The organism is bacterium (assembly GCA_016786595.1).
Taxonomy (GTDB): Bacteria; Bdellovibrionota_C; UBA2361; order SZUA-149; family JAEUWB01; genus JAEUWB01.
The window spans coordinates 50,493-69,453 of sequence record JAEUWB010000001.1 but is presented as its reverse complement, the minus strand read 5'-3'; the positions used below and the strand labels follow the sequence as shown (position 1 = coordinate 69,453).

General features: G+C 44.8%; 19 protein-coding genes and 2 tRNA genes. 12 read left to right on the top strand and 9 right to left on the bottom strand.

Going from position 1 to position 18,961, the window contains the following annotated elements; genetic code table 11:
- Window positions 1-11 precede the first annotated feature (11 nt).
- Window positions 12-85 (top strand) — tRNA-Met (locus JNK13_00375).
- 76 nt (window positions 86-161) lie between these two features.
- Here the strand turns inward: JNK13_00375 and JNK13_00370 are convergent.
- Genes JNK13_00370 through JNK13_00350 form a run of 5 tightly spaced genes read right to left on the bottom strand, consistent with a single transcriptional unit; the run spans window position 162 to window position 5,159 of the window.
- Window positions 162-1,322, bottom strand: a complete 1,161-nt coding sequence (locus tag JNK13_00370) for a patatin-like phospholipase family protein (protein MBL7661182.1) — start codon at window positions 1,320-1,322, stop codon at window positions 162-164.
- 45 nt (window positions 1,323-1,367) lie between these two features.
- Window positions 1,368-3,185 carry a lysophospholipid acyltransferase family protein gene (locus JNK13_00365; protein ID MBL7661181.1) on the bottom strand — a complete coding sequence of 606 codons (1,818 nt, stop codon included), beginning with the start codon at window positions 3,183-3,185 and terminating at the stop codon, window positions 1,368-1,370.
- Between the two features lie 11 nt (window positions 3,186-3,196).
- Window positions 3,197-4,465 (bottom strand): tyrosine--tRNA ligase, encoded by a 1,269-nt coding sequence (locus JNK13_00360; GenBank protein ID MBL7661180.1) that lies wholly within the window; start codon window positions 4,463-4,465, stop codon window positions 3,197-3,199.
- A 30-nt stretch (window positions 4,466-4,495) separates the two neighbouring features.
- Window positions 4,496-4,843: a DUF721 domain-containing protein gene (locus JNK13_00355; GenBank protein ID MBL7661179.1), complete on the bottom strand. Its 348-nt coding sequence runs from the start codon at window positions 4,841-4,843 to the stop codon at window positions 4,496-4,498.
- 10 nt (window positions 4,844-4,853) lie between these two features.
- On the bottom strand, window positions 4,854-5,159 hold the full coding sequence (locus JNK13_00350; GenBank protein ID MBL7661178.1) for a septum formation initiator family protein: 306 nt from the start codon (window positions 5,157-5,159) through the stop codon (window positions 4,854-4,856).
- Window positions 5,160-5,300: 141 nt separating this feature from the next.
- Here JNK13_00350 and eno point away from each other — a divergent pair, with 141 nt between their 5' ends.
- Window positions 5,301-6,587, top strand: a complete 1,287-nt coding sequence (gene eno, locus JNK13_00345; protein ID MBL7661177.1) for a phosphopyruvate hydratase — start codon at window positions 5,301-5,303, stop codon at window positions 6,585-6,587.
- Window positions 6,588-6,860: 273 nt separating this feature from the next.
- Complete coding sequence (lnt, locus tag JNK13_00340) at window positions 6,861-8,333, top strand: apolipoprotein N-acyltransferase (protein MBL7661176.1); 1,473 nt, start codon at window positions 6,861-6,863, stop codon at window positions 8,331-8,333.
- A 114-nt stretch (window positions 8,334-8,447) separates the two neighbouring features.
- Here lnt and JNK13_00335 read toward each other — a convergent pair whose 3' ends face one another.
- Window positions 8,448-8,999 (bottom strand): prepilin-type N-terminal cleavage/methylation domain-containing protein, encoded by a 552-nt coding sequence (locus tag JNK13_00335; GenBank protein MBL7661175.1) that lies wholly within the window; start codon window positions 8,997-8,999, stop codon window positions 8,448-8,450.
- A gap of 196 nt (window positions 9,000-9,195) precedes the next feature.
- Between JNK13_00335 and JNK13_00330 the strand changes: the two genes are divergently transcribed.
- The 4 genes from JNK13_00330 (at window position 9,196) to JNK13_00315 (ending at window position 12,586) form a co-directional block, all read left to right on the top strand.
- Window positions 9,196-9,882, top strand: a complete 687-nt coding sequence (locus tag JNK13_00330; protein ID MBL7661174.1) for an OmpA family protein — start codon at window positions 9,196-9,198, stop codon at window positions 9,880-9,882.
- Window positions 9,879-11,477 (top strand): glycosyltransferase family 39 protein, encoded by a 1,599-nt coding sequence (locus tag JNK13_00325; protein ID MBL7661173.1) that lies wholly within the window; start codon window positions 9,879-9,881, stop codon window positions 11,475-11,477. The genes JNK13_00330 and JNK13_00325 overlap by 4 nt, the downstream gene beginning before the upstream one ends.
- A 150-nt stretch (window positions 11,478-11,627) precedes the next feature.
- On the top strand, window positions 11,628-12,056 hold the full coding sequence (locus tag JNK13_00320; GenBank protein ID MBL7661172.1) for a hypothetical protein: 429 nt from the start codon (window positions 11,628-11,630) through the stop codon (window positions 12,054-12,056).
- A gap of 23 nt (window positions 12,057-12,079) precedes the next feature.
- Window positions 12,080-12,586: a hypothetical protein gene (locus tag JNK13_00315; protein ID MBL7661171.1), complete on the top strand. Its 507-nt coding sequence runs from the start codon at window positions 12,080-12,082 to the stop codon at window positions 12,584-12,586.
- An 82-nt stretch (window positions 12,587-12,668) separates the two neighbouring features.
- On the opposite strand, the gene JNK13_00310 is transcribed toward JNK13_00315, so the two are convergent.
- Together JNK13_00310 and JNK13_00305 are read right to left on the bottom strand one after the other, a co-directional pair.
- On the bottom strand, window positions 12,669-13,301 hold the full coding sequence (locus JNK13_00310; GenBank protein ID MBL7661170.1) for a hypothetical protein: 633 nt from the start codon (window positions 13,299-13,301) through the stop codon (window positions 12,669-12,671).
- Between the two features lie 297 nt (window positions 13,302-13,598).
- Entirely contained in the window at window positions 13,599-15,599 is a 2,001-nt protein-coding gene (locus tag JNK13_00305; protein MBL7661169.1) for a 1-deoxy-D-xylulose-5-phosphate synthase, read from the bottom strand.
- 212 nt (window positions 15,600-15,811) lie between these two features.
- Here JNK13_00305 and JNK13_00300 point away from each other — a divergent pair, with 212 nt between their 5' ends.
- The 3 genes from JNK13_00300 (at window position 15,812) to JNK13_00290 (ending at window position 16,902) form a co-directional block, all read left to right on the top strand.
- Complete coding sequence (locus JNK13_00300; GenBank protein MBL7661168.1) at window positions 15,812-16,564, top strand: rRNA pseudouridine synthase; 753 nt, start codon at window positions 15,812-15,814, stop codon at window positions 16,562-16,564.
- A gap of 52 nt (window positions 16,565-16,616) precedes the next feature.
- Window positions 16,617-16,693 (top strand) — tRNA-Met (locus JNK13_00295).
- On the top strand, window positions 16,666-16,902 hold the full coding sequence (locus JNK13_00290) for a hypothetical protein (protein ID MBL7661167.1): 237 nt from the start codon (window positions 16,666-16,668) through the stop codon (window positions 16,900-16,902). The genes JNK13_00295 and JNK13_00290 overlap by 28 nt, the downstream gene beginning before the upstream one ends.
- Before the next feature lie 193 nt (window positions 16,903-17,095).
- On the opposite strand, the gene JNK13_00285 is transcribed toward JNK13_00290, so the two are convergent.
- Complete coding sequence (locus JNK13_00285; protein ID MBL7661166.1) at window positions 17,096-17,497, bottom strand: hypothetical protein; 402 nt, start codon at window positions 17,495-17,497, stop codon at window positions 17,096-17,098.
- Between the two features lie 71 nt (window positions 17,498-17,568).
- Here JNK13_00285 and xth point away from each other — a divergent pair, with 71 nt between their 5' ends.
- Both xth and JNK13_00275 read left to right on the top strand, forming a co-directional pair.
- Window positions 17,569-18,348 (top strand): exodeoxyribonuclease III, encoded by a 780-nt coding sequence (gene xth, locus JNK13_00280; GenBank protein ID MBL7661165.1) that lies wholly within the window; start codon window positions 17,569-17,571, stop codon window positions 18,346-18,348.
- A 32-nt stretch (window positions 18,349-18,380) separates the two neighbouring features.
- Window positions 18,381-18,563 carry a helix-turn-helix transcriptional regulator gene (locus tag JNK13_00275; protein MBL7661164.1) on the top strand — a complete coding sequence of 61 codons (183 nt, stop codon included), beginning with the start codon at window positions 18,381-18,383 and terminating at the stop codon, window positions 18,561-18,563.
- Window positions 18,564-18,961: the final 398 nt, after the last annotated feature.

Genomic DNA, 18,961 nt, shown 5'->3' with positions numbered 1-18,961 from the left:
TAACATCTCACGGCGATGTAGCTCAGTTGGTTAGAGCGCGGAACTCATAATTCCGATGTCGGTGGTTCGAATCCACCCATCGCCAACCTTTCTTTTGCGAAAAAGAAAGGTTGGACCAAAGAAAACGGTAGACTTTCTTTGGGTAGTTTCCAAACGGATTACTAACCAAGCTCAGGACTAGTCTCTAGCTTTTGCTTGGGACTAAATTGATTTAATTCTTCAATCCTAGAAAGCGTGTCTTTATAACCCTTTTCAATTAAAGCCCTGGTGTAGTCGGGGTGCAAGGCAACATATGACATTACTTCGTATGCTAATTCTTCCCCCAGCTTGGATTTAAGAATACGGTAAATCGGCCAAGTCGGCCCAAGCGCAGAAATAAAATCACTCGCTGAGCCAGCTACCGCAGCTCGCAGAGTTTTTCCAAGCCCTTCAACGTTTCTTGCTGTAAATGTTAACGGCGGACGTAAACAAAAACTTTCGTTAATCGGATCAACTTCCCAGTCCTCACGCGTGTCGTGCGAGCGACCATAGCGGTCGTGCCACCACGTCCGCCCAGAAATATCAATTGAAATAATGCGCTCACAACCAAAGCGCACTGCTGGATCAACCGGAATGTTCTCTGAAATACCACCATCGACGAGGCGCACATTGCTCTCTTCAATGTCGAGCTCAACCGGAGGTAACACCGACGGTAACGCCGCACTGGCTAAAGCATGCTTTGCTCCAAGCTTTGGAACGTAACGAATATCGTAAATCGCGCCCTGCAAATCATTCGCCGTCAATGCTTGCTTAGCGGTAGCGATAAGCAAGGGCTTACGCTTACTACCCTCGACAGTTGTCATCACGCCAACAGCGTGAAGAGTAGTCGGCCGATCTGTTAAAGTTAGCCCGCCCTGCTCATCGAGAATTCCATCAATGCGCTCCATTAAAGGGGCCGGATCGAAAATAAAAGCGCTCGTCATGTCTGGAGTCGGAGAGGAATATTTCAAGAAAGCGACTTTAATCGCGCGAAAAAAAGCATTACTCGGTCGGCCGCGAAAAGTATTTCTGAAAGTTCTTTCAATCCACACCGCCTCGAGAACCTTCACTGCTTCAGCAGGTTTCATCGTCTGCAGCAATCCACCAAAAAGTACGCCATTTACTGAGCCAATACTTGCTCCGATAATTACTGAAATATCGCCGCGAGACTCTTCTAGATTTTGTGCCAGAGCCTTTAAAACTCCAACTTGATAAGCAGCTCTTGAGCCCCCACCAGACAAAACAATCCCCAAGGGACCATGTCCGGAGAGACATTTCAGGGCTGATTCAGAGAGGTCTGACATAATGCTTACAGTTAAAGATATTGTCGGCAAAATAGAGCTAAATCTTTACAATATCTCCTCTTCTTTTGGGGTTTCTACTTTGTCAGTTGGGTGATTCTGGAAATGGTAACTTAAAAACGCCTGAGCACCGTCTTTGCCAAGATAACGATCGAGCAATTTCCGGTCGGTCTTCGTTAAATCTACAAGGATTAACCCATCTAAAGCATTACCAAATTCAGGGTCAACATTAAAACCCAGCAACTTACCGCCTAGTTTTAAATACTGCCTTAATAAAACTGGGATGCGTTTGCCATCATGCTCGATTTCTTCAACAATTGAGTCTACATCTTCAATGCTTGTTACTACCGAGGCTGTCCCAAGACCCTTACGATTGTCAACTTTCATCGGGTTTCGTGCTTTTAACAACTTAGCATACTCCGGCAAATAGTTACTGGCTTTCAAGAAATTTACGATGAATTTGCGGGAAAGAGTGTCGTAGTCATTGTTGATACTGACAACACCAAAGAGGCACTTATAGCGCGGGTTTAACGCGACATAGCGTCCGATACCTTGCCAAAGCAGTAGCAGCGGCGAATAACTACGCTGGTACTTCTGTTGAATAAAGCTCCGACCCATTTCAAGTGCAGGTCCAATTTGATCTAAGAGACGGTCATTGTAGGCAAAAAGAGTACTAGTGTAGAGCCCCTTATGGCCAAGATGTCTGCGAATGGAATCAGTTTTTCCCATCCGATACGCACCAACTATTTCCTGACCGGCGCGATTCCAGATGAAGATATGTAAGTAATATTCGTCATGCACAGAAAGATCGATACTGTTGCCAGTAGCTTCATGCACCTCGCGAAAGGTAATTTCTCTCAATCTGCCAATCTCTCTAAGGATGTTCGGGATTTGCTTGGCACGGGCAAAGTATACGTCATGATCTGCATTGGCTAGGAGTAGCTGGTCTTCGGGAAGATTTTCCAAATCATGAATTTGTAAATGTTGCGGAGTTTCGTCGACAACCGGACTGAGAGTTCTAGTGTCAGTATGCTTGTGCTTCAACTCATGGTTTAACTTGCCTTTGAGGATATAGGAGCGCAAGCGTAAATAATCAGTGACGGCTTGATCTGATTCGAAGCTATTTAGCTTTTGCACCGGAATTATTCCGCCAATCAGTAATTTAATCGTTTTGTTTCTGGTGTTCAGGAGTTCCCGCGGCAGCAGGATCGTCCGCAAGCGCTTATGAATTAAGCCTGCGATTTGGAAAAATAAACGATTCTTACCAACCACAAAAATCGGTAACACCGGAACGTGTGCTTTGCGCACAATCCGCCCAATTGTGTTACTCCAGACAGGGTCAACGACCTCAAAATTGCTCCAAGTCGCATGTGAAACTTCTCCGGAAGGAAACACTCCGAGCACGCCCCCTTGGGCTAGATGGTCCATGCTCTCACGCAACGGCTTTAAGTTTTTCTTCAGTGCTTGGCGACTGCCGAAATTATCAACGAGGATAAAAAAGTCCCTTAATTCAGGAATTTTACCGAGAATGAAGGTTGCCATAAATTTAGTATCAGGCCTGACTTTTCGCAGTACATGACCAAGAATTGCCCCCTCAATGCCGCCAAACGGGTGATTGGAGATCACGACAAGTGGGCCAGACTTAGGGATGCGTGCTAAGTCTTCCTCGGAAATGTCGATTTTGATCTTAAAAACTTTGATGATTGTTTCAAGAAAGGAATCAACGCTCAGGCCTGCAGGGACTGCAGCATACAATTTACTGAGCTGATTAAATCCAAGTACAGATTTAATGCTTGGCCTGAAAAGCTGCCAAATCCAATTTTTTACTTTACCTTGAAACGTGAAATTTAGCTCAAAAGGATTCAAGTTTGGACCTATTATCGTTCTTCTACGCGCACGAGATGGTAGCGTTTTTTCCCGATGCGAATTAAGGCAAGTTTCCCACCGATAAATTCTTGAAACTGTATCTTTTGATCGATGCCCGATACTTTATTGTTGTTGATCATAATTCCGCCGCCTTCGACAAGGCGCCGTGCTTCGCCTTTGGAACTTGTTGCGCCAGCCTGTGTCATTAGATCGACAATCCCAATACCATCTCCGTGAATGGCTGATTTGGCAATTGAAGCCGAAGGCACGTCACTGAAAATCTCCTCTAGTAGCTCTGGGTCGACTCCCTCAAGCGGCTCACCAAAGAGAATGCTCGAAGCATGTTGCGCCCGAGTTAAAGCGCTGGCCCCATGCACAAGGATTGTTAATTCTTCAGCCAAGGCTTTTTGTGCTAGGCGTGCTTCGACAGGCCCGCTACAGAGTTTTTCAATTTCAGCAGTGGACTTTAGCGAGAAGAAATTTAAATAACGTTTGATGTCTTGATCCGCAGTGTTCAGCCAAAACTGGTAGAATTTATAGGGCGAAGTCCGTTTACTGGAGAGCCAGACGTTGCCTGCTTCGGTCTTGCCAAATTTTGCACCTGAGGCAGTAGTTAAGAGCGGAAATGTCATGCCGTAAGCTTGCTTGCCCGACTTTCTACGAATGAAGTCCATGCCCGCAGTGATATTTCCCCATTGATCAGAGCCACCGATTTGCAGACTGCAATTGTATTTTTCGTTCAGCACGTAGAAGTCGTATGCCTGCAGTAACATGTAGCTGAATTCTGTGTATGAAATTCCTTGCTCACGATCATCCAGCCGTTTGGCCACAGAATCTTTACCGAGCATCATATTGACAGAAAAATGTTTGCCCACATCACGTAAAAACTCAAGCATGCTTAGTTTGGAGCACCAGTCACCGTTACACACGGTATTAACTTGCGGCCCGACAATGCTTTTAACTTGAGCTTCAATGCCTGCAGCATTTTTTTGGATTTCATCTGCAGTCATTAAGACCCGCTCGGCTTGTTTGCCTGAAGGGTCGCCAATCATACCAGTTGCGGTGCCGATAATGCCAATCGGCTTGTGGCCGGCTTGAGCCAGGCGTTTCATCATTACTAGTGGCAATAAGCTACCGACATGCAAGCTATCTGCAGTGGGATCGAACCCACAGTAGTAAGTTACAGAACCTGAACTAAAGAGCTTGCTTAATTCTTCTGCAGCGGCAATGTCTTGAATCAGGCCGCGCTGTTGTAAATCTTTTAAAATTTCGATGCTCATTGCAAACCTTATCCCCTTGGGCGTTGCGCTTTATTTGCCACTCTTCTCCCTGAGCGGCCCACGCAGTACAAAGCGTATATCTTCAACGACAGGAGCATCTCGATGCGCCCGAACAAGCGCTAGAATTTCTTGTTTTTTCAAGGCAAGCTCCTGAAGTAATGCAGTATTACTTACCTGCACAACTAAAAGGCGACCATACAGTATTTTCTCTGGTTTGGTAACTTTTCCTAATTTTTCCCCGAGAATCTCGCTCCAATCCTGGAAAAATGCATACTGCTTTAATTTATGGTCTAAATTTTTGCGTTTGAGTGTTTGGCTTAAAATTTTCGATAGATCGTCGGGCTTGGTACGATTGATGCGAGGTGCTTTGCGTTTCATTGTGAATCTTTTAATTTTGAGTGGAGTCTTTCGGTTGCACTGGATTGCGAGGAAGCACGTAAATAATTTCATCGGGGCGGCCCAAGCCGAGGCGTTTACGTGCTTCGGCCTCTAGTGCCAGCTGGTCGGTCTTGAGATCGTTGATGCTTTTTTTTGCTTGAAAAGTTTCTTTATCAATGCGACTGGACTCATGTTCTAGGGCAGTTAATTCTGACTTGAGACTCAAGTATTCAAGCACGCCGCGTTTGCCAAAGACTGTAAAGAAAATTAACCCACAGGTTGTCAGAATCAAGATATAAATACGCAGCTTTCTCATGGAACAACGGGTTTTGTTATTTTTTATATAGCATAGTATAGTTTATGCCCTCATGGGTCTGTTCTAAACTACGTTTAGCCGCAGACCTCCCATGACTATAGCCAAATTTATTAATCTCAGCCAGGGAAGTTAATAAACAACATGAAATCTCAATTGTCTAAACTCGAAGCTTTGCAGGTGATTGATTCGCGTGGAAACCCAACCGTCGCAGTGCGCGCAACTTTAACCGATGGTGCCGTTGGGTCGGCAAGCGTTCCTTCTGGCGCTTCGACCGGGCAATTTGAGGCAATTGAATTACGTGACACTAAGGACAAAGCCTTTGGCGGTAAGGGCGTACAGCAGGCTGTAAGAAATGTCGTGACGGAAATCGCCCAGACTCTTTCTGGTGCGGATCTGAGCGATCAACGCGCAGTTGACAAGGCCATGTTGGCTCTTGATGGTACGGCCAATAAGCAGCGCCTAGGCGCTAATGCAATTCTGGGTACAAGTTTAGCAATTGCCCATGCGGTGGCGGCTTCACGTAAAATGGACCTTTATGAACATCTCGGGGGATCTAGTGCTTTGACCTTGCCAGTGCCGCTTGTGAATGTGATTAACGGCGGGGCACATGCAAATAACAGCTTGGATATTCAAGAATTTATGATTGTCCCTCACGGAGCTAAGACTTTCTCCGAGGCGATGCGCATGGCAGCTGAAGTTTTTAAAAAACTCGGCTCACTACTTAAGGATGATGGTTTTGAGACTGCAGTAGGGGATGAGGGTGGTTATGCTCCACGACTTGAGTCTCAAGAGCAGGCGTTTGAATATTTAATGCGTGCAATTGAACGCGCGGGCTATCAGCCTGGTCAACAAATTTCACTTGCTCTCGATGTTGCTTCAAGTGAGCTCGTCAAGGAGAGCGCTCAAGGATTTACTTATAAGTTTGAAAAGTCAGGTGACCCTAAAAGCTACTCGGCTGCTGATTTAGTTGAGCTTTATGCGACTTGGGCGACAAAATATCCAATTGTCAGTATCGAAGACGGCGTTTCAGAAAATGATTGGGATGGATGGAAAACCTTGACTAAGCATCTTGGAGCAAAAATGCAGCTCGTTGGGGATGATTTATTTGTTACGAATACAGAACGTCTGCGCCGTGGGATTGAAGAGCAGGCGGCAAATTCAATTCTAATCAAGCTTAACCAGATTGGGACTCTGACAGAGACTCTTGATGCGATTGCCATGGCCAGTGAGGCAGGTTTTACTTCTGTGATTTCGCACAGATCTGGTGAGACCGGAGATACGACAATAGCTGATTTAGCTGTGGCCACAAATGCAGGGCAAATCAAGACAGGTTCAATGTGCCGCGGAGAACGCGTTGAAAAGTATAACCGCCTACTTTGGATTGAAGCTAAGCTTGGATCGCGAGCACGCTATACTTCGCCATTTTAAGTGTCTCGGTTGCCGAATCTAGATGCCTACAACAAAAGAATTTTCACGGAAATATACTTACTGTTACGATAAAACATGTCATCTTGAGCGAAGTTTTGAATGAGTGGTAACGAATTCAAAACGCAGTCGAAAGATCTCCAAATAAATAAGTTAGAGATCTTTCGACTGCAGCTTGAACGTACTGCGTTCGTTCAAGCTTTCGCTCAAGATGACATGTTTTATTAAAACGTCTGATGAGTCTATATGAAAGTGTATTAATATCCTAACGCTCACATGAAACTTTTTCCCTACATCCTTGCCGCACTATTAACCGCTTCAGCGTTCCACATGCCTGAGACAGCCTACAGCATGTTCCTGGGCTGGGCGGCCGTGATTACCTTTTGCTTTGCGGTGCGTAGTAATTTATCGCTTTGGGGATTTTTTCTCTTTGGTGTTTGCACGCATGCCCTGGGCATGCACTGGTTGACTAGAACCTTAGTTAATTTTGGCGGATTTCCCGATGCAATCGGGGCGCTACTTTTTACTCTCTATTGTCTGGTTTCGGCTTTGCCTTATCTTGGCGCAGGAATTATTTATCGCTATCTTTTAGCGCGAAGCTCCCTATTTTGGGGCATACTGCTTGGCGCTGCGTATTTTCTTGCTGAAGTAACTTCATGGCGGATGTTCCCCTGGACATTTGCGCACACGCAAATAATTTTTACTCCTTTTGTTTCACTCGTTGAGTTCGTGCCACTTGAACTTTTAAGTGCTGTGATGATTTTTGTTGCTTCACGGTTGGTTTCGCTCCGCAGGAATGAAGCGGAAAGTAGTCGGGGACTGGCCTTAACCTTTGGCTTTTTCTTTGGCTTACTTGCCCTTGGAGGGATGCGCTCGCAGGCGGTTCAAGCTTTAATCGACAAAGCTCCTGAAGTTAAAGTTGGCTTGGTTCAAGCAAATATTGATGCTTTTACCGTGAATGACGCCTCGAAACGTGAAGAAAATCTAGCACGCTATCAGAGCTTGTCAGCTGAGGCCGTCCAGGCTGGAGCAGAAGTATTGTTTTGGCCAGAATCCAGCGACTTAACTTTTGTGCCAAGTTCCGAGTTGATTCTCAAAAATACTAAGTTCGATGTTTATCCCGAGGCAGAAGTTCCTTTGATTTATGGAACATTGTCCTATCGTGAACGGACGACAGCAGAGATTGAGCAGAAAAAAAGTATGTCCCAGATTCCTTTTCCAGCTGACCTGGAGAAGGAAATTAAGTTTGCGAGTTATAATGCTGTTCTAGCGCGTAATTCCCAGGGCGTTGTTGTCGGCAATTATTACAAGCAGGGCTTGATGCCTTTTGGGGAATATTTACCGTTTGCTGATTACTACCCAACTGTCAGAAAACTCAGCCCGCTCAGTGGTAATTTTGATCGCGGCGAATCTTCCCGCCCAATTAGGATTGTCTTACAGGGCAAAGAATTACAAATTGGCGCACTGATTTGTTACGAAGACATTGTGTCAAGCTATAGTAGAAAAACAGTTGCGGCAGGGGCAAATCTCTTAGTCAATTTTACAAATGATGCTTGGTACGACCCAAGCATTGCTTCGCTGCAGCACCAGTTACTGGCGCAATTTCGTGCGATTGAAACCAGGCGATTTATGCTGCGCGTAACTAATACGGGGTTTACGACCGTAGTAGACCCGCATGGGCGAACAGTGCAGTTGTTGCAGCCACTTAGTAGCGGACATTTGGTTACTGCTGTGAAATTGGTCCAATGAGGTGCTAGCTAAGGATGATTTTTCAGTGCCCTGGTTACGGAATTTGTTCGATATTAAAACCTAGAGAACCTCGGACTTAATCAGAGTTTCTCTGGAACGTTTCGTAAATTACATTCACATCGGCATATCGCCAAGTTCCACTACTTCTGCTAAATCAGGACATGAGCCCTCAGACGATGCAGGAGTTCCTGCTGGGCAGGGGTAGAAAGTCAATGGACTTAAGCTCATGATTTCGTTACGGCAAGAACCATAAGCATAGCAGTGATATTGATTACGTCCTGTGCCATAATTATCAAAGGTAGCTTTTCCGTGGACAGCTTTAATCGTGTAGTTTGCTAGCTGAACATCTAATGGATCAACTGGGAGCGGCCCATCTGGCCCTTCGGCTTCAGTTAGTATCGGTGGAAAAACAAAATTAATATGATCATTTTTTGTCAGACCTGCACTCTCTATCAATTCCGCTTCAGTGCCATAGCGATTTTGCATTGACCAAAAAGCTTCTTGAGAGACAATGACGTTACGTAGATTGGAAACCACTTCAGCATTTCTAACTTTTACGACATAGTCATTGATATGCGGCACGCACACAGCTGCAAGTATGCCCATTGAGGCAACCGAGACCATCAATTCTACTAGGGTGAATCCTTTTTGCTGCTTAATACTCATGAGAAAACTATCGGCTGTCCCATCAATAAACTAAATTCGAGTTTATTGGATTTAAGGCTACTAGAAACTCGTATTTTGAGAATTTCATACTAAAAAACAAGCTAAACAACCCCCAGGTATTTTTAGCTTGTGGAGCAGGCTGTTACATTATATCAAGTAGTTTTATAGGTTATCGAGAGATTTGTAAGGGATATTTATGCGAAAAATATATTGCGTCCTTTTTTGTTTAATCGTGGCTAGTTGTCATCCGACTCCGGGACCAGATAAGAGTGTTGCCGGGGCAATTCTTGGCGCAAGCTGGGGCGCAGGGGCAGGAGCTGTTGTTGGGCATCAAGTTGGAGCAACCGGACCAGGTGCTGCAATCGGCGCAGGCTTTGGCGCAGCAGATGGCTTGATTACTGGAGCGGGGCTCGATCTTGCTGAATCGACGGATCTCGATCAACAAGCGGAACTCGACGAAATGCGCATTCGCGTTTTAGAAAACCAACGTCAATTACAAAATCTTCAAGATTCTCTCGATGGCCGCGTCAAGGGCGCAGGCATTCCACAATATAGCGCGCGCGTATTTTTTGATGATAAGAGTGCTGCCCTACGATCTGGGTCTGCGGACGATCTTCAGAAATTTGCTGATCTTTACAAGCGTAACCCGCGTGCTCGTAAGATTCAGGTTGTTGGCCACAGCGATAACGCAAGCACGGTTGATGAAAATGATAAAATTGCTGAAGCACGGGCGCGCTCAGTCGCTGCTTTTCTGGCTGCACAGGGCGTGGCTTTAGATCGTATTTTTGTTGAGTCTCAAGGGGCACGGCGTCCATTGGCTTCAAATGAAGCCGACGTAGGACGTCAGTTGAACCGCCGCGTGGATGTTTTTGTTATCAATTGAAAGCGATACACTCCAGTAATTACGGGCAGTCGATCGGAACAGGACCAAGTAATCAGCACTTAATTGCCACAGAGCAAAATACTTACAAGAACTATCGCTACGTCTATTGGGCGTTTTTTTTAATGCTCACTGTCTATAGCTTAGCGCAGTTAGCCTTTATTTATTTTACCTCGTGGAATTTAGCTCCGGACGAAGCGCATTACTGGGATTGGTCGAAACGCCCAGACCTGAGTTATTACAGTAAGGGACCAGGCGTTGCGATTTTAATTAACTATACGACGCTACTCTTTGGGGACACTGAGTTTGGCGTGCGTTTTGGTGCATGGGCTTCGAATTTACTTTTATCACTGGCAATTTTCTTTCCAATCGCCAGACTAACCAACCCGTCATTCGCCTTAGGGTCCTTTCTCTGTATCCGTAGCATGCTTTTTTTCTCTTTTTTGGGAGTCTTAATGACAACAGACCCTGCGATGCTTGCTTGCTATATGTTGGCGTTAGCTTCTGGGTTCGATGCCTTGACGGGGAAAAAGTCAGCCTGGCTATTATTTGGGGTTTTTTGTGGAATCGGAGCATTATTTAAATTTACAATTCTAGTTTTACCCGTTTCACTACTTTTACTAGCGTTTGTTTCTAAGCCTTATCGCGGAGCGCTGCGGTCAAAAAGTTTCCTGGCAGGCTTGGCTATAATCTTTCTGATACTTGCGCCAATTCTATATTGGAATTCTCAACACGGTTGGGTCACGTTTTTGCATAATTCAGGACACTTGGTTTCGCAGAAGGGCTTATTATTTCGCCCGAAGTTTTTTGCTGAACTAATTGGCGGTCAGCTTGGCTTGATTGGCCCAATTTTATTTTTCTTAATTCTAGTCTCAATTGTTAAAGCTTATCGACGCTGGCGATCGGGCGACTATGTAGTACTTTATTTTTTAGCACCCTGTCTGATTCTTGGTGGACTTTGCTTGGCGCTTTCTTTTACCAAGCCAATTTATGCCAATTGGCCAGCACCATTTTATCTAACTTGGGTTATGCTTTTTGCTTATTTGCATCGCACTAATCCGGAAGAGATTCGGCCGATTAAAAACTATTTAGCGCCAGCAATTGGCTTGAATTTTATTATTCTGGTTGGAGTCATTTTCCTACTAAGTGGATTTACCCTGGGTATTTCAGGCGATAAATTGCCGATGAAAAAACTTATTGGTTGGAATTCGCTGGGAGAGCAAGCTGTAAAGTTGATGCTGCGAAATAGTGCCGAGCAAGGAAAGCTTTCAGGGATTTTGACAGAGAATTACGATGTGGCTTCGGCGCTTTCATTTTATACGAAGACTGATTTGCCGATCGTCGTAGGCAATTTTAACGATCGGCGCATGAACCAGTTTGATATCTGGGGTGGTTTTGCAGAGTTAAAGGGCAAGGATTTATTTCTCGTGCTGCGAAGTCCGAGCGTTGCCCCGGAAATTAGTAAACACTTCCGGGCGGTAACTAGAATAGAGCCTGCTTTCCGCTCCTACTATTCAAATACGAAGATCAGTGAATTTTACTTCTTTCGTGGCAAAGGCTTTGATGGAGTGAAACTAAATATCGCTGGCAAGTATTAAAGGAGAGACAAGCGGGGTATTGAATGGCTCAGAAAAGTACTAGGGCGCGTATTGAATAATAAATCAAAAACTAGGCTAGATTAACGCGATTTTTTCTGGTAAACCGATCATATTGTGCCCTACGATATATCTGTTAGAGAGGTAAAGGCAGTGTTTAACCTTAAAAAAATATTCATCAGCGCATTCATTTTATTTCCATCAGCAATCTTCGCTCAAGAGAGTTGTCCGCCATGTAGCAGCACTGAGAAACCACGTGCTGAGGTCTTGCAAGCAACTGGCCGATACGTTGAACGCTTTGGTTATAGAGATGTTTGCGCGCTGTATGCTAAACGTCCTACAATACTGATTGATAAAGCCCGACAAAATTTGAAAATCGATTACGACTACCATAAGTTAGCAGCTACGCCCCGCTATGAGGGTTGTATTGAAACTAAATTGCCTGAAAAAATATCAGCAACCAAAGATTCGGAATTTTGCCAAAACTTGCTCGTGCATTCAGCGAAGATTAGCCAGACTTCCTGCTACTGCTGCACAGCGAATCCTCAAGCATGTTCAACTCAAAATTCAGGTAGCTATTAATAGCTTGATCTAGAGGTACTCAAATGTTCTACGCGATTTTTAATACACGCAGATTGATTCAACAACTCCTAGTAATTTTTTGTTGCTGTTTGCCTTTTGCAAAGCCAGCGGTTGCTCTGGAGGTATGTAGCGGAAAAGGCCTATACGTATATTTTGATGGCACAAAGTGGATTCCGATCTCTGATGATCAAGTTTATGTCGGCATTCCTCGGGATAATAATGATTTTCAAAATCAAATCATCTCAGGCGTTTTTACTGTCGATACTCGTGATGCTGCGGCATGCAAGAAGAGTATCCAACGTAATTTGAGTTATATAGAATCTTATGCTCAGCAAGTTTTTGCTAGATTAGATCCAAATGCGATAGCTTATTGCACTAGCGGCCAAGCAGTTAAAGATGCAGCTGTATTTAAACAGCATGTCAAAACTTCATATTGTGAAGTGAATGAGAATGGTATGCATATGACTGGGTATGTTTACGTTGTCCGTGTGGCCTGGAAATGTTGCGCGCCAGCTAATTGTCAGCAGTAATTACATTAATTTTTTGAAATTTAAAGGAGAGACAAGCGGGGTATTGTTTCTCCTTTAAGAGGCAAGCGTCAGACCTTAGGTCTCAAGCATTGGCCGGGACGCGAATTTCGCCTGTCCAGCCAAGGGTATGAGCACGGTCCTCTCCGGGCGGATCACCTGGCGGATAGCGACCGGGTTCGTGGAGTTCCGTAATCCCAAGTTGCTTTGCGAGAATGGGTAGCGTTAGCGTGCACTCTGGGTTCTCACCAAAAATAACGAACAACGCTTGACTGTCGTAGCCAGAGTAGTGCAACCAAAGCAACGCGTCTTTTTTGACGCGCCAAGCTGTGGTTTCGCTGAATGCGATCTCCACGCGGAGCGTTGGCGATCTTTCGGTTCCGACGACCGCTGGTTTCAAGATGACCGTGCATCCATTACCACAATCGATCGTCGGCCAGAGTTCACCATGAATGCCGCGTTTCCCTGGTTCAGACCAATGCCCCTCAGGAACCTGGTTTTTCCAGGGGTGATGCTTGCTTTCGTCGCTTGGAGCGTTTAGCAGGCACTCGACAATCTTTTGGATTAGGCCGAGCCCGACATGAAAAGTTCTCTTGTCGGGATTTTCAAAGGCTTGAATCAGCTTCTTAGCTGAATCTCGATGCTCTACGATTGCGATTCCTCGCAGACTTCCTTGTTTCTGAGCGAAGTCGGACTCCTTGCTAGGTTTTTTTGCCATATTGATTGTGCCCTCCATGGGCGTATTTCCCGCGAAAGCGGTTCTTGGAATTGTCTTAGTAAATTTTTTGCTTAGGCTTGAACATGAACTTATCCTAATCCTTAATCTTCAAGGTGAAGGAAAAGGTTAAGTTCATGTTCAAGCCTAAGCACTCAGATAACTCTAAGAACTACTTTTTTGGGAAATAAAAAACCTTTCTAAATACCCCGCTGTCTCCGAGCATTTTTACAAATGCAAAGGAAACAGCTGATCAAAGCTTACTCGTAAGAAAATGAGAAAGAGCGGAAAAAGAATAGTTTAAAGTATTCCAGACAAGGCCTTCTCGCAAGCCTGTTTTTCAATTCTCAATTCGCTTAGCGCACGATCGAGAATTGCTGCGGCATCGAAATTACAGAGCTTATAAAGTTCAGCCTGTGAGCCGTGCTCAACGAAAAAGTCTTCAATACCTAAGCGCACTAAGCGACAAGTTGAACTCAGACCTTCATCAGCCATAAATTCCAAAAGAGCGCTACCAAAGCCACCTTGAACTGCATGATCCTCGATACTGATTGCTAAAGAATGCTTGCTCAGCTCCTCGCGAAATAGTTCCTGATCAAGCGGTTTTACAAACCGGGCATTGATTACAGTGACTGGAATATCATATTTCCCCGCAAGCTCTGCGGCAGCTTTTTCTGCAAGACCTACAGTTAGCCCATAGCCGATTAACAAGAGCTCACTTTTTTTGCCTTGCGGCTGAACAGTAATTTGGCCTTTGCCGATTTCAATTAATTTTGGCGGCTGAGAAATATCAAGTCCAAGCCCATTTGCGCGTGGGTATCTAAATGCAATTGGACCAGTCGTATGCTGCACAGCCGTATAGAGCATGTCGCGCAATTCAACTTCATCCTTTGGCGCCATCACCGTCATATTTGGCAGCAAGCGCAAATAACCAATATCAAAAACACCGTGATGCGTTGGCCCATCAGCGCCAACTAAACCGCCACGGTCCATCGCAAAAATCACTGGTAGTGACTGAATGCAAACATCATGCACGACCTGGTCGTAAGCACGCTGGAGAAATGTCGAGTAGATCGCACAAACCGGCCGCATTCCCTCACAAGCAAGTCCTGCAGCAAAAGTTACAGCATGTTGCTCGGCAATCCCGACGTCATAATAGCGATCGGGCAGCTCGTTTTGTAAATAAGTCAGTCCTGTGCCATCAGGCATGGCTGCCGTAATGCCTACCACCCGAGGGTCGCTCTTACAAATCTCAACTAAAGTTTTACCGAAAATTTCTGTATAAGACGGCGCCTTGGGTTTACCGTTGGCAACAAAACTTCCACTGTCCGGTCGAAAAGGAGTTACGCCGTGATATTTCACAGGATCCGCTTCAGCCGGTGCATACCCTTTGCCCTTTTCCGTAATCGCATGAATCAGCACAGGCCCGTCTTGAGTTTTAGCCCGCTCTAAAGCATCAATTACTTGCTCGAGATTATGACCATCCACAGGGCCAATGTAACGAAACCCAAATGAACTAAAGAGCATAGCTGGTGTTGAGAAAAATCCCTGCGCCGCCTCTTCAGCTTTATCAATCACGCGATAGAAAGTGTGGGGAATATAGCCCTTGTCATGCAGTGATTTGAAATGTTTACGGGCCGTATTCGTAAAGCCACTGGTGATTGCTTTAGAAAATGCCCAGTTTAGCGCTCCGACATTCGGCGCAATCGACATTTCATTATCATTGAGAATTACAATTAATTTTTTGTGCAGCTGACCGGCATGATTCAGTGCTTCAAAAGCCATCCCTGCGGTCAAAGCGCCATCGCCAATAACTGCCACAACAAAACGCGATTCTGACCCCGGGTAATCGTGGAAACATGCTTCGAGCATGCCTGTTGCCGCTGAAATACTTGTTCCCGCGTGCGCAACACCGAAAGTATCATACTCACTTTCCGATCGCTTAGGAAAACCCGAAATTCCACCAAACTGACGCACACGACGAATTGCCTCGCGCCTTTCAGTTAAGATCTTATGAATATAGGCTTGATGACCAACATCCCAAACAATGCGATCATGTGGAGTGTTAAAAACGGTATGTAGCGCGACAGTTAATTCTACAACACCAAGACTTGATGCAAAATGCCCACCAACCTCACTTACCGCTTGCACAAGATCGTAACGCAACTCGTCGCAAAGCTGCTTTAAATCATCCTTACTCAATACCCGGAGATCTTCAGGCGCTTTAATCCGATCTAGAATTGGAGTTTTTGATGGCAAAGCCGCCTTGTCTTGCACTAATTCTGCTAGATTTGAATTCATCTGCTAATTACATCTCTCAATAAGTAAACGACATCTGAGAATCTCAGCTTCACTGCTTAGTATCACCGTCTAGTATCGCTGTTCAGTAGCTAAAGGTCTTGAATTTACTAGGTTTTATTAAAATTTACAACCTGGCCAGTATCGCTGTGGTTTTCGCCCTGTTTTTGCTATGCCTTGTCATCACAAAAAACTAAGCAAGGACTTCACAAAACGTGCGATTACAGAGCTTTTTAGCCCAGGCAGGAGTTACTTCCCGGCGTAAAGCCGAAACACTAATCAGTGCCGGAAAAGTCAAAGTAAACGGGGAAATTGTTACTAAGCTCGGCTTAAACATCGACCCCGCTACCGACAAAATTGAGCTCATCGAAAAATCTACCCCGCGCACTCTTGAAATTCAAAATAAAAAACTCTACCTCTTCCATAAACCACGCGGCATCATCACCGCTATGTCCGATCCTCGCGGCGCAAAATGTGTTGGCGATTTAGTAAAAAATTTCAAAACACGACTCTTTCCCGTCGGTCGCCTTGATCGCGACGTCTCAGGCTTATTACTACTGACCAATAACGGGGACTTCGCTGAACAACTCGCGCACCCACGCTATTCAATTAACCGCATCTACTGGGCAAAAGTCTCAGGCAAACTCGACCGCGACAAACGTAGCCAACTCCTCAACGGAGTAAATATTGCTCTAAAAAAATCCAACTTCAAAGCTTGTGCCAAAGCCGTGCACGATCTCCAGCCTAGCCCCCGCGCGCTTGAACTCTTAGGAAAATGTTCAAGCGCAGAAAGCTATTTAGAAATTACTGTAGCCGAAGGCAGTAAGCATTTTGTTAAAAAAATCCTCAAATCCGTCGGACTTCCCGTGCAAGCCCTAAGCCGCATTTCTTTTGGTAAATTCTCGCTGGGTAACTTGCCAGTAGGCGAGATTATCGATATTTCCGTCGATTTAGAGAGAAGTAATTGACAACCGCCGTTTTGTCCCGTAAAACCCCCATCTTCTCAGGATCTCACCATATCGCGGGGTGGAGCAGCCTGGTAGCTCGTCGGGCTCATAACCCGGAGGTCGTGGGTTCAAATCCCACCCCCGCATCCATTTACCTTTCTTTTTCGGAAAAGAAAGGTAAAGCCAAAGAAAACGAAAGGTTTCTTTGGGGTTATTTTTTGCGTCGAACTTTAGCTTCGACCAACAACACTGCGCGAGAAAGAAAAAGAAGGCAAAAAGAAAGCGGTAAGCTTTCTTTTTGTGACTTTGAGCGTCGTCCGTTAGGACGACAAGTCACCCAGTTCGGAAAAGAAAGGTAAAGCCAAAGAAAACGAAAGGTTTCTTTGGGGTTATTTTTTGCGTCGAACTTTAGCTCGACCAACAACACTGCGCGAGAAAGAAATATTTAAGGTAAATACTCCACCCACCTGCTTGTAATCTGAGGTTAAGGAAAAGTTCAAGCCTAAGCCTAAGCCTAAGTTTCTTCAACTCTCTTTGGCTTAGCCGCTCAAACTACTCCTTCGGCCAGGCAAAAATCATTAACACCCCGGCAGCAGTAAAATAAGGATATGCAACCTCAGGTTGTTTTGCCAAAAAACCCAACACAAAACCCAGAACTGCAACACTGTCAGCCAAAGCCAATCTGATAATCATTGTTACGAGATTAGAATTAAAATTCGGATTTGCTTGAGCCGCAGCCGCAAATGGCTTGGACACAATACTTTTAATTGTTAGCGACAATGCAGCTAAAACCGTAGCAATTGCTGGAAAAATTGAACTTAATTCCGAAATATCCTTACCGCCTCCGCCTGTTGCAGCTAAATTCAAAGCCAGCGCATAAATAAATATCGAAAAAAATAACGCGCCCCAGATAATTCTTTGGATTAGTAGTGGATTTTGCTGTTGCTGATTCATCGGGAATCTCCTAGATGATTGCTGAAGTATCTAAGAGTAGAACTTAAATGGCAAGAAGAAATAGCAGATCGATTAAACTGATTTCGTGGAATATCAACGGCATTCGCGCCGCTTGGGGGAAGGGATTAAATAACTTTGTTGTCAAAGAAAAACCTCAAATCGTCTGCTTACAAGAGTTAAAGATTCAAGCCCACCAAATCACTACTGCATTACGTTTTAAAAACTACACTGTAGGCGAAAGCTTTGCTGCAAAAAAGGGCTACTCGGGGGTTGGCACATACACTAATGGAGTAGAATCGAAGTCAGCTGTGCCGCGTAAACTCGGACACAAAGTTACCGATGGGGAAGGGCGTCTAGTAGAGACGGACCTAGGCGCGTATCTACTCTGGAATGTTTATATCCCATCAGGCACGTCGGGAGATGAGCGCCAGGGTTTGAAATATGAATTCCTAGAGCAGTTCACGAAAGCCGTTAAAAAATTAAAACCCAATGACCGTAAGCGTCTGGTGATTTGTGGTGATTTTAATATTTGTCATCGAGAAATTGATATTCATCATCCAGAAACTGCGACACGGCAGAAGCTCACAGGATTCTTACCGGAAGAGCGTGAGTGGTTTTCGAGTTTTTTGGATTTAGGTCTAATTGATACCTACCGTGAAGTGCATGGAGACAGGCCCAAGAGTTATACTTGGTGGTCTTATCGTGCAAACGCTCGACCTAAAAATTTAGGCTGGAGAATCGACTATTTTCTAGTAGCCGAAGGGCTACGTAAAAAGATTATAGATGCCAAGATTTACGATAAGATTAAAGGTTCAGACCATTGCCCAATTGGATTAACTATAAAAACTTAAACTTTATATAACTTTACAAACTTTATAAAGTTATGGATGAGGCCTTAAAACTCCGAAAATTAAGCAAAGAAACTGGCTTTACTCAGGAAAAATTGGCCCAGGCATTGAAGGTGTCTTTTGTAACACTTAATAGTTGGATTAATGAACGTAGCGTCCCACGTAAAAAAGCCAAAGAGAAAATCGAAGCGTTGTATCGGCATCACTTTGGATGCTGACGCGATAGTTGATGCTGACATATAATACAAACGGCATCGAGGGCAGTACGTTATTCGAGAATGACACCGCAGCAGTGATCTTTGATAACCTGATTCTACCCAAAAAAAACATTAGTCGAACAGCTAGAAGCTAAGAGTCATCAAGCTGCGTTTCGGTTCCTAATCCGATTTTGAGAAAATACATCCATGCTCTGAGGGTAATGGAAGGATTGATCGACTATTACTGGTAGGAATTGCTTTGCAACATGATCTTCCACCACCGGTCATTTTACAAGCCAGAAAACAAGCCTATTATGTCTACCTGCAGCGCGCTCAATTAAGGGGAGAAACAGGGTTATCGGAAGAGTTAATCTGTGATTCAGTGGAAATTGGACTGAAGATTATGCTTCGTCTGCTTA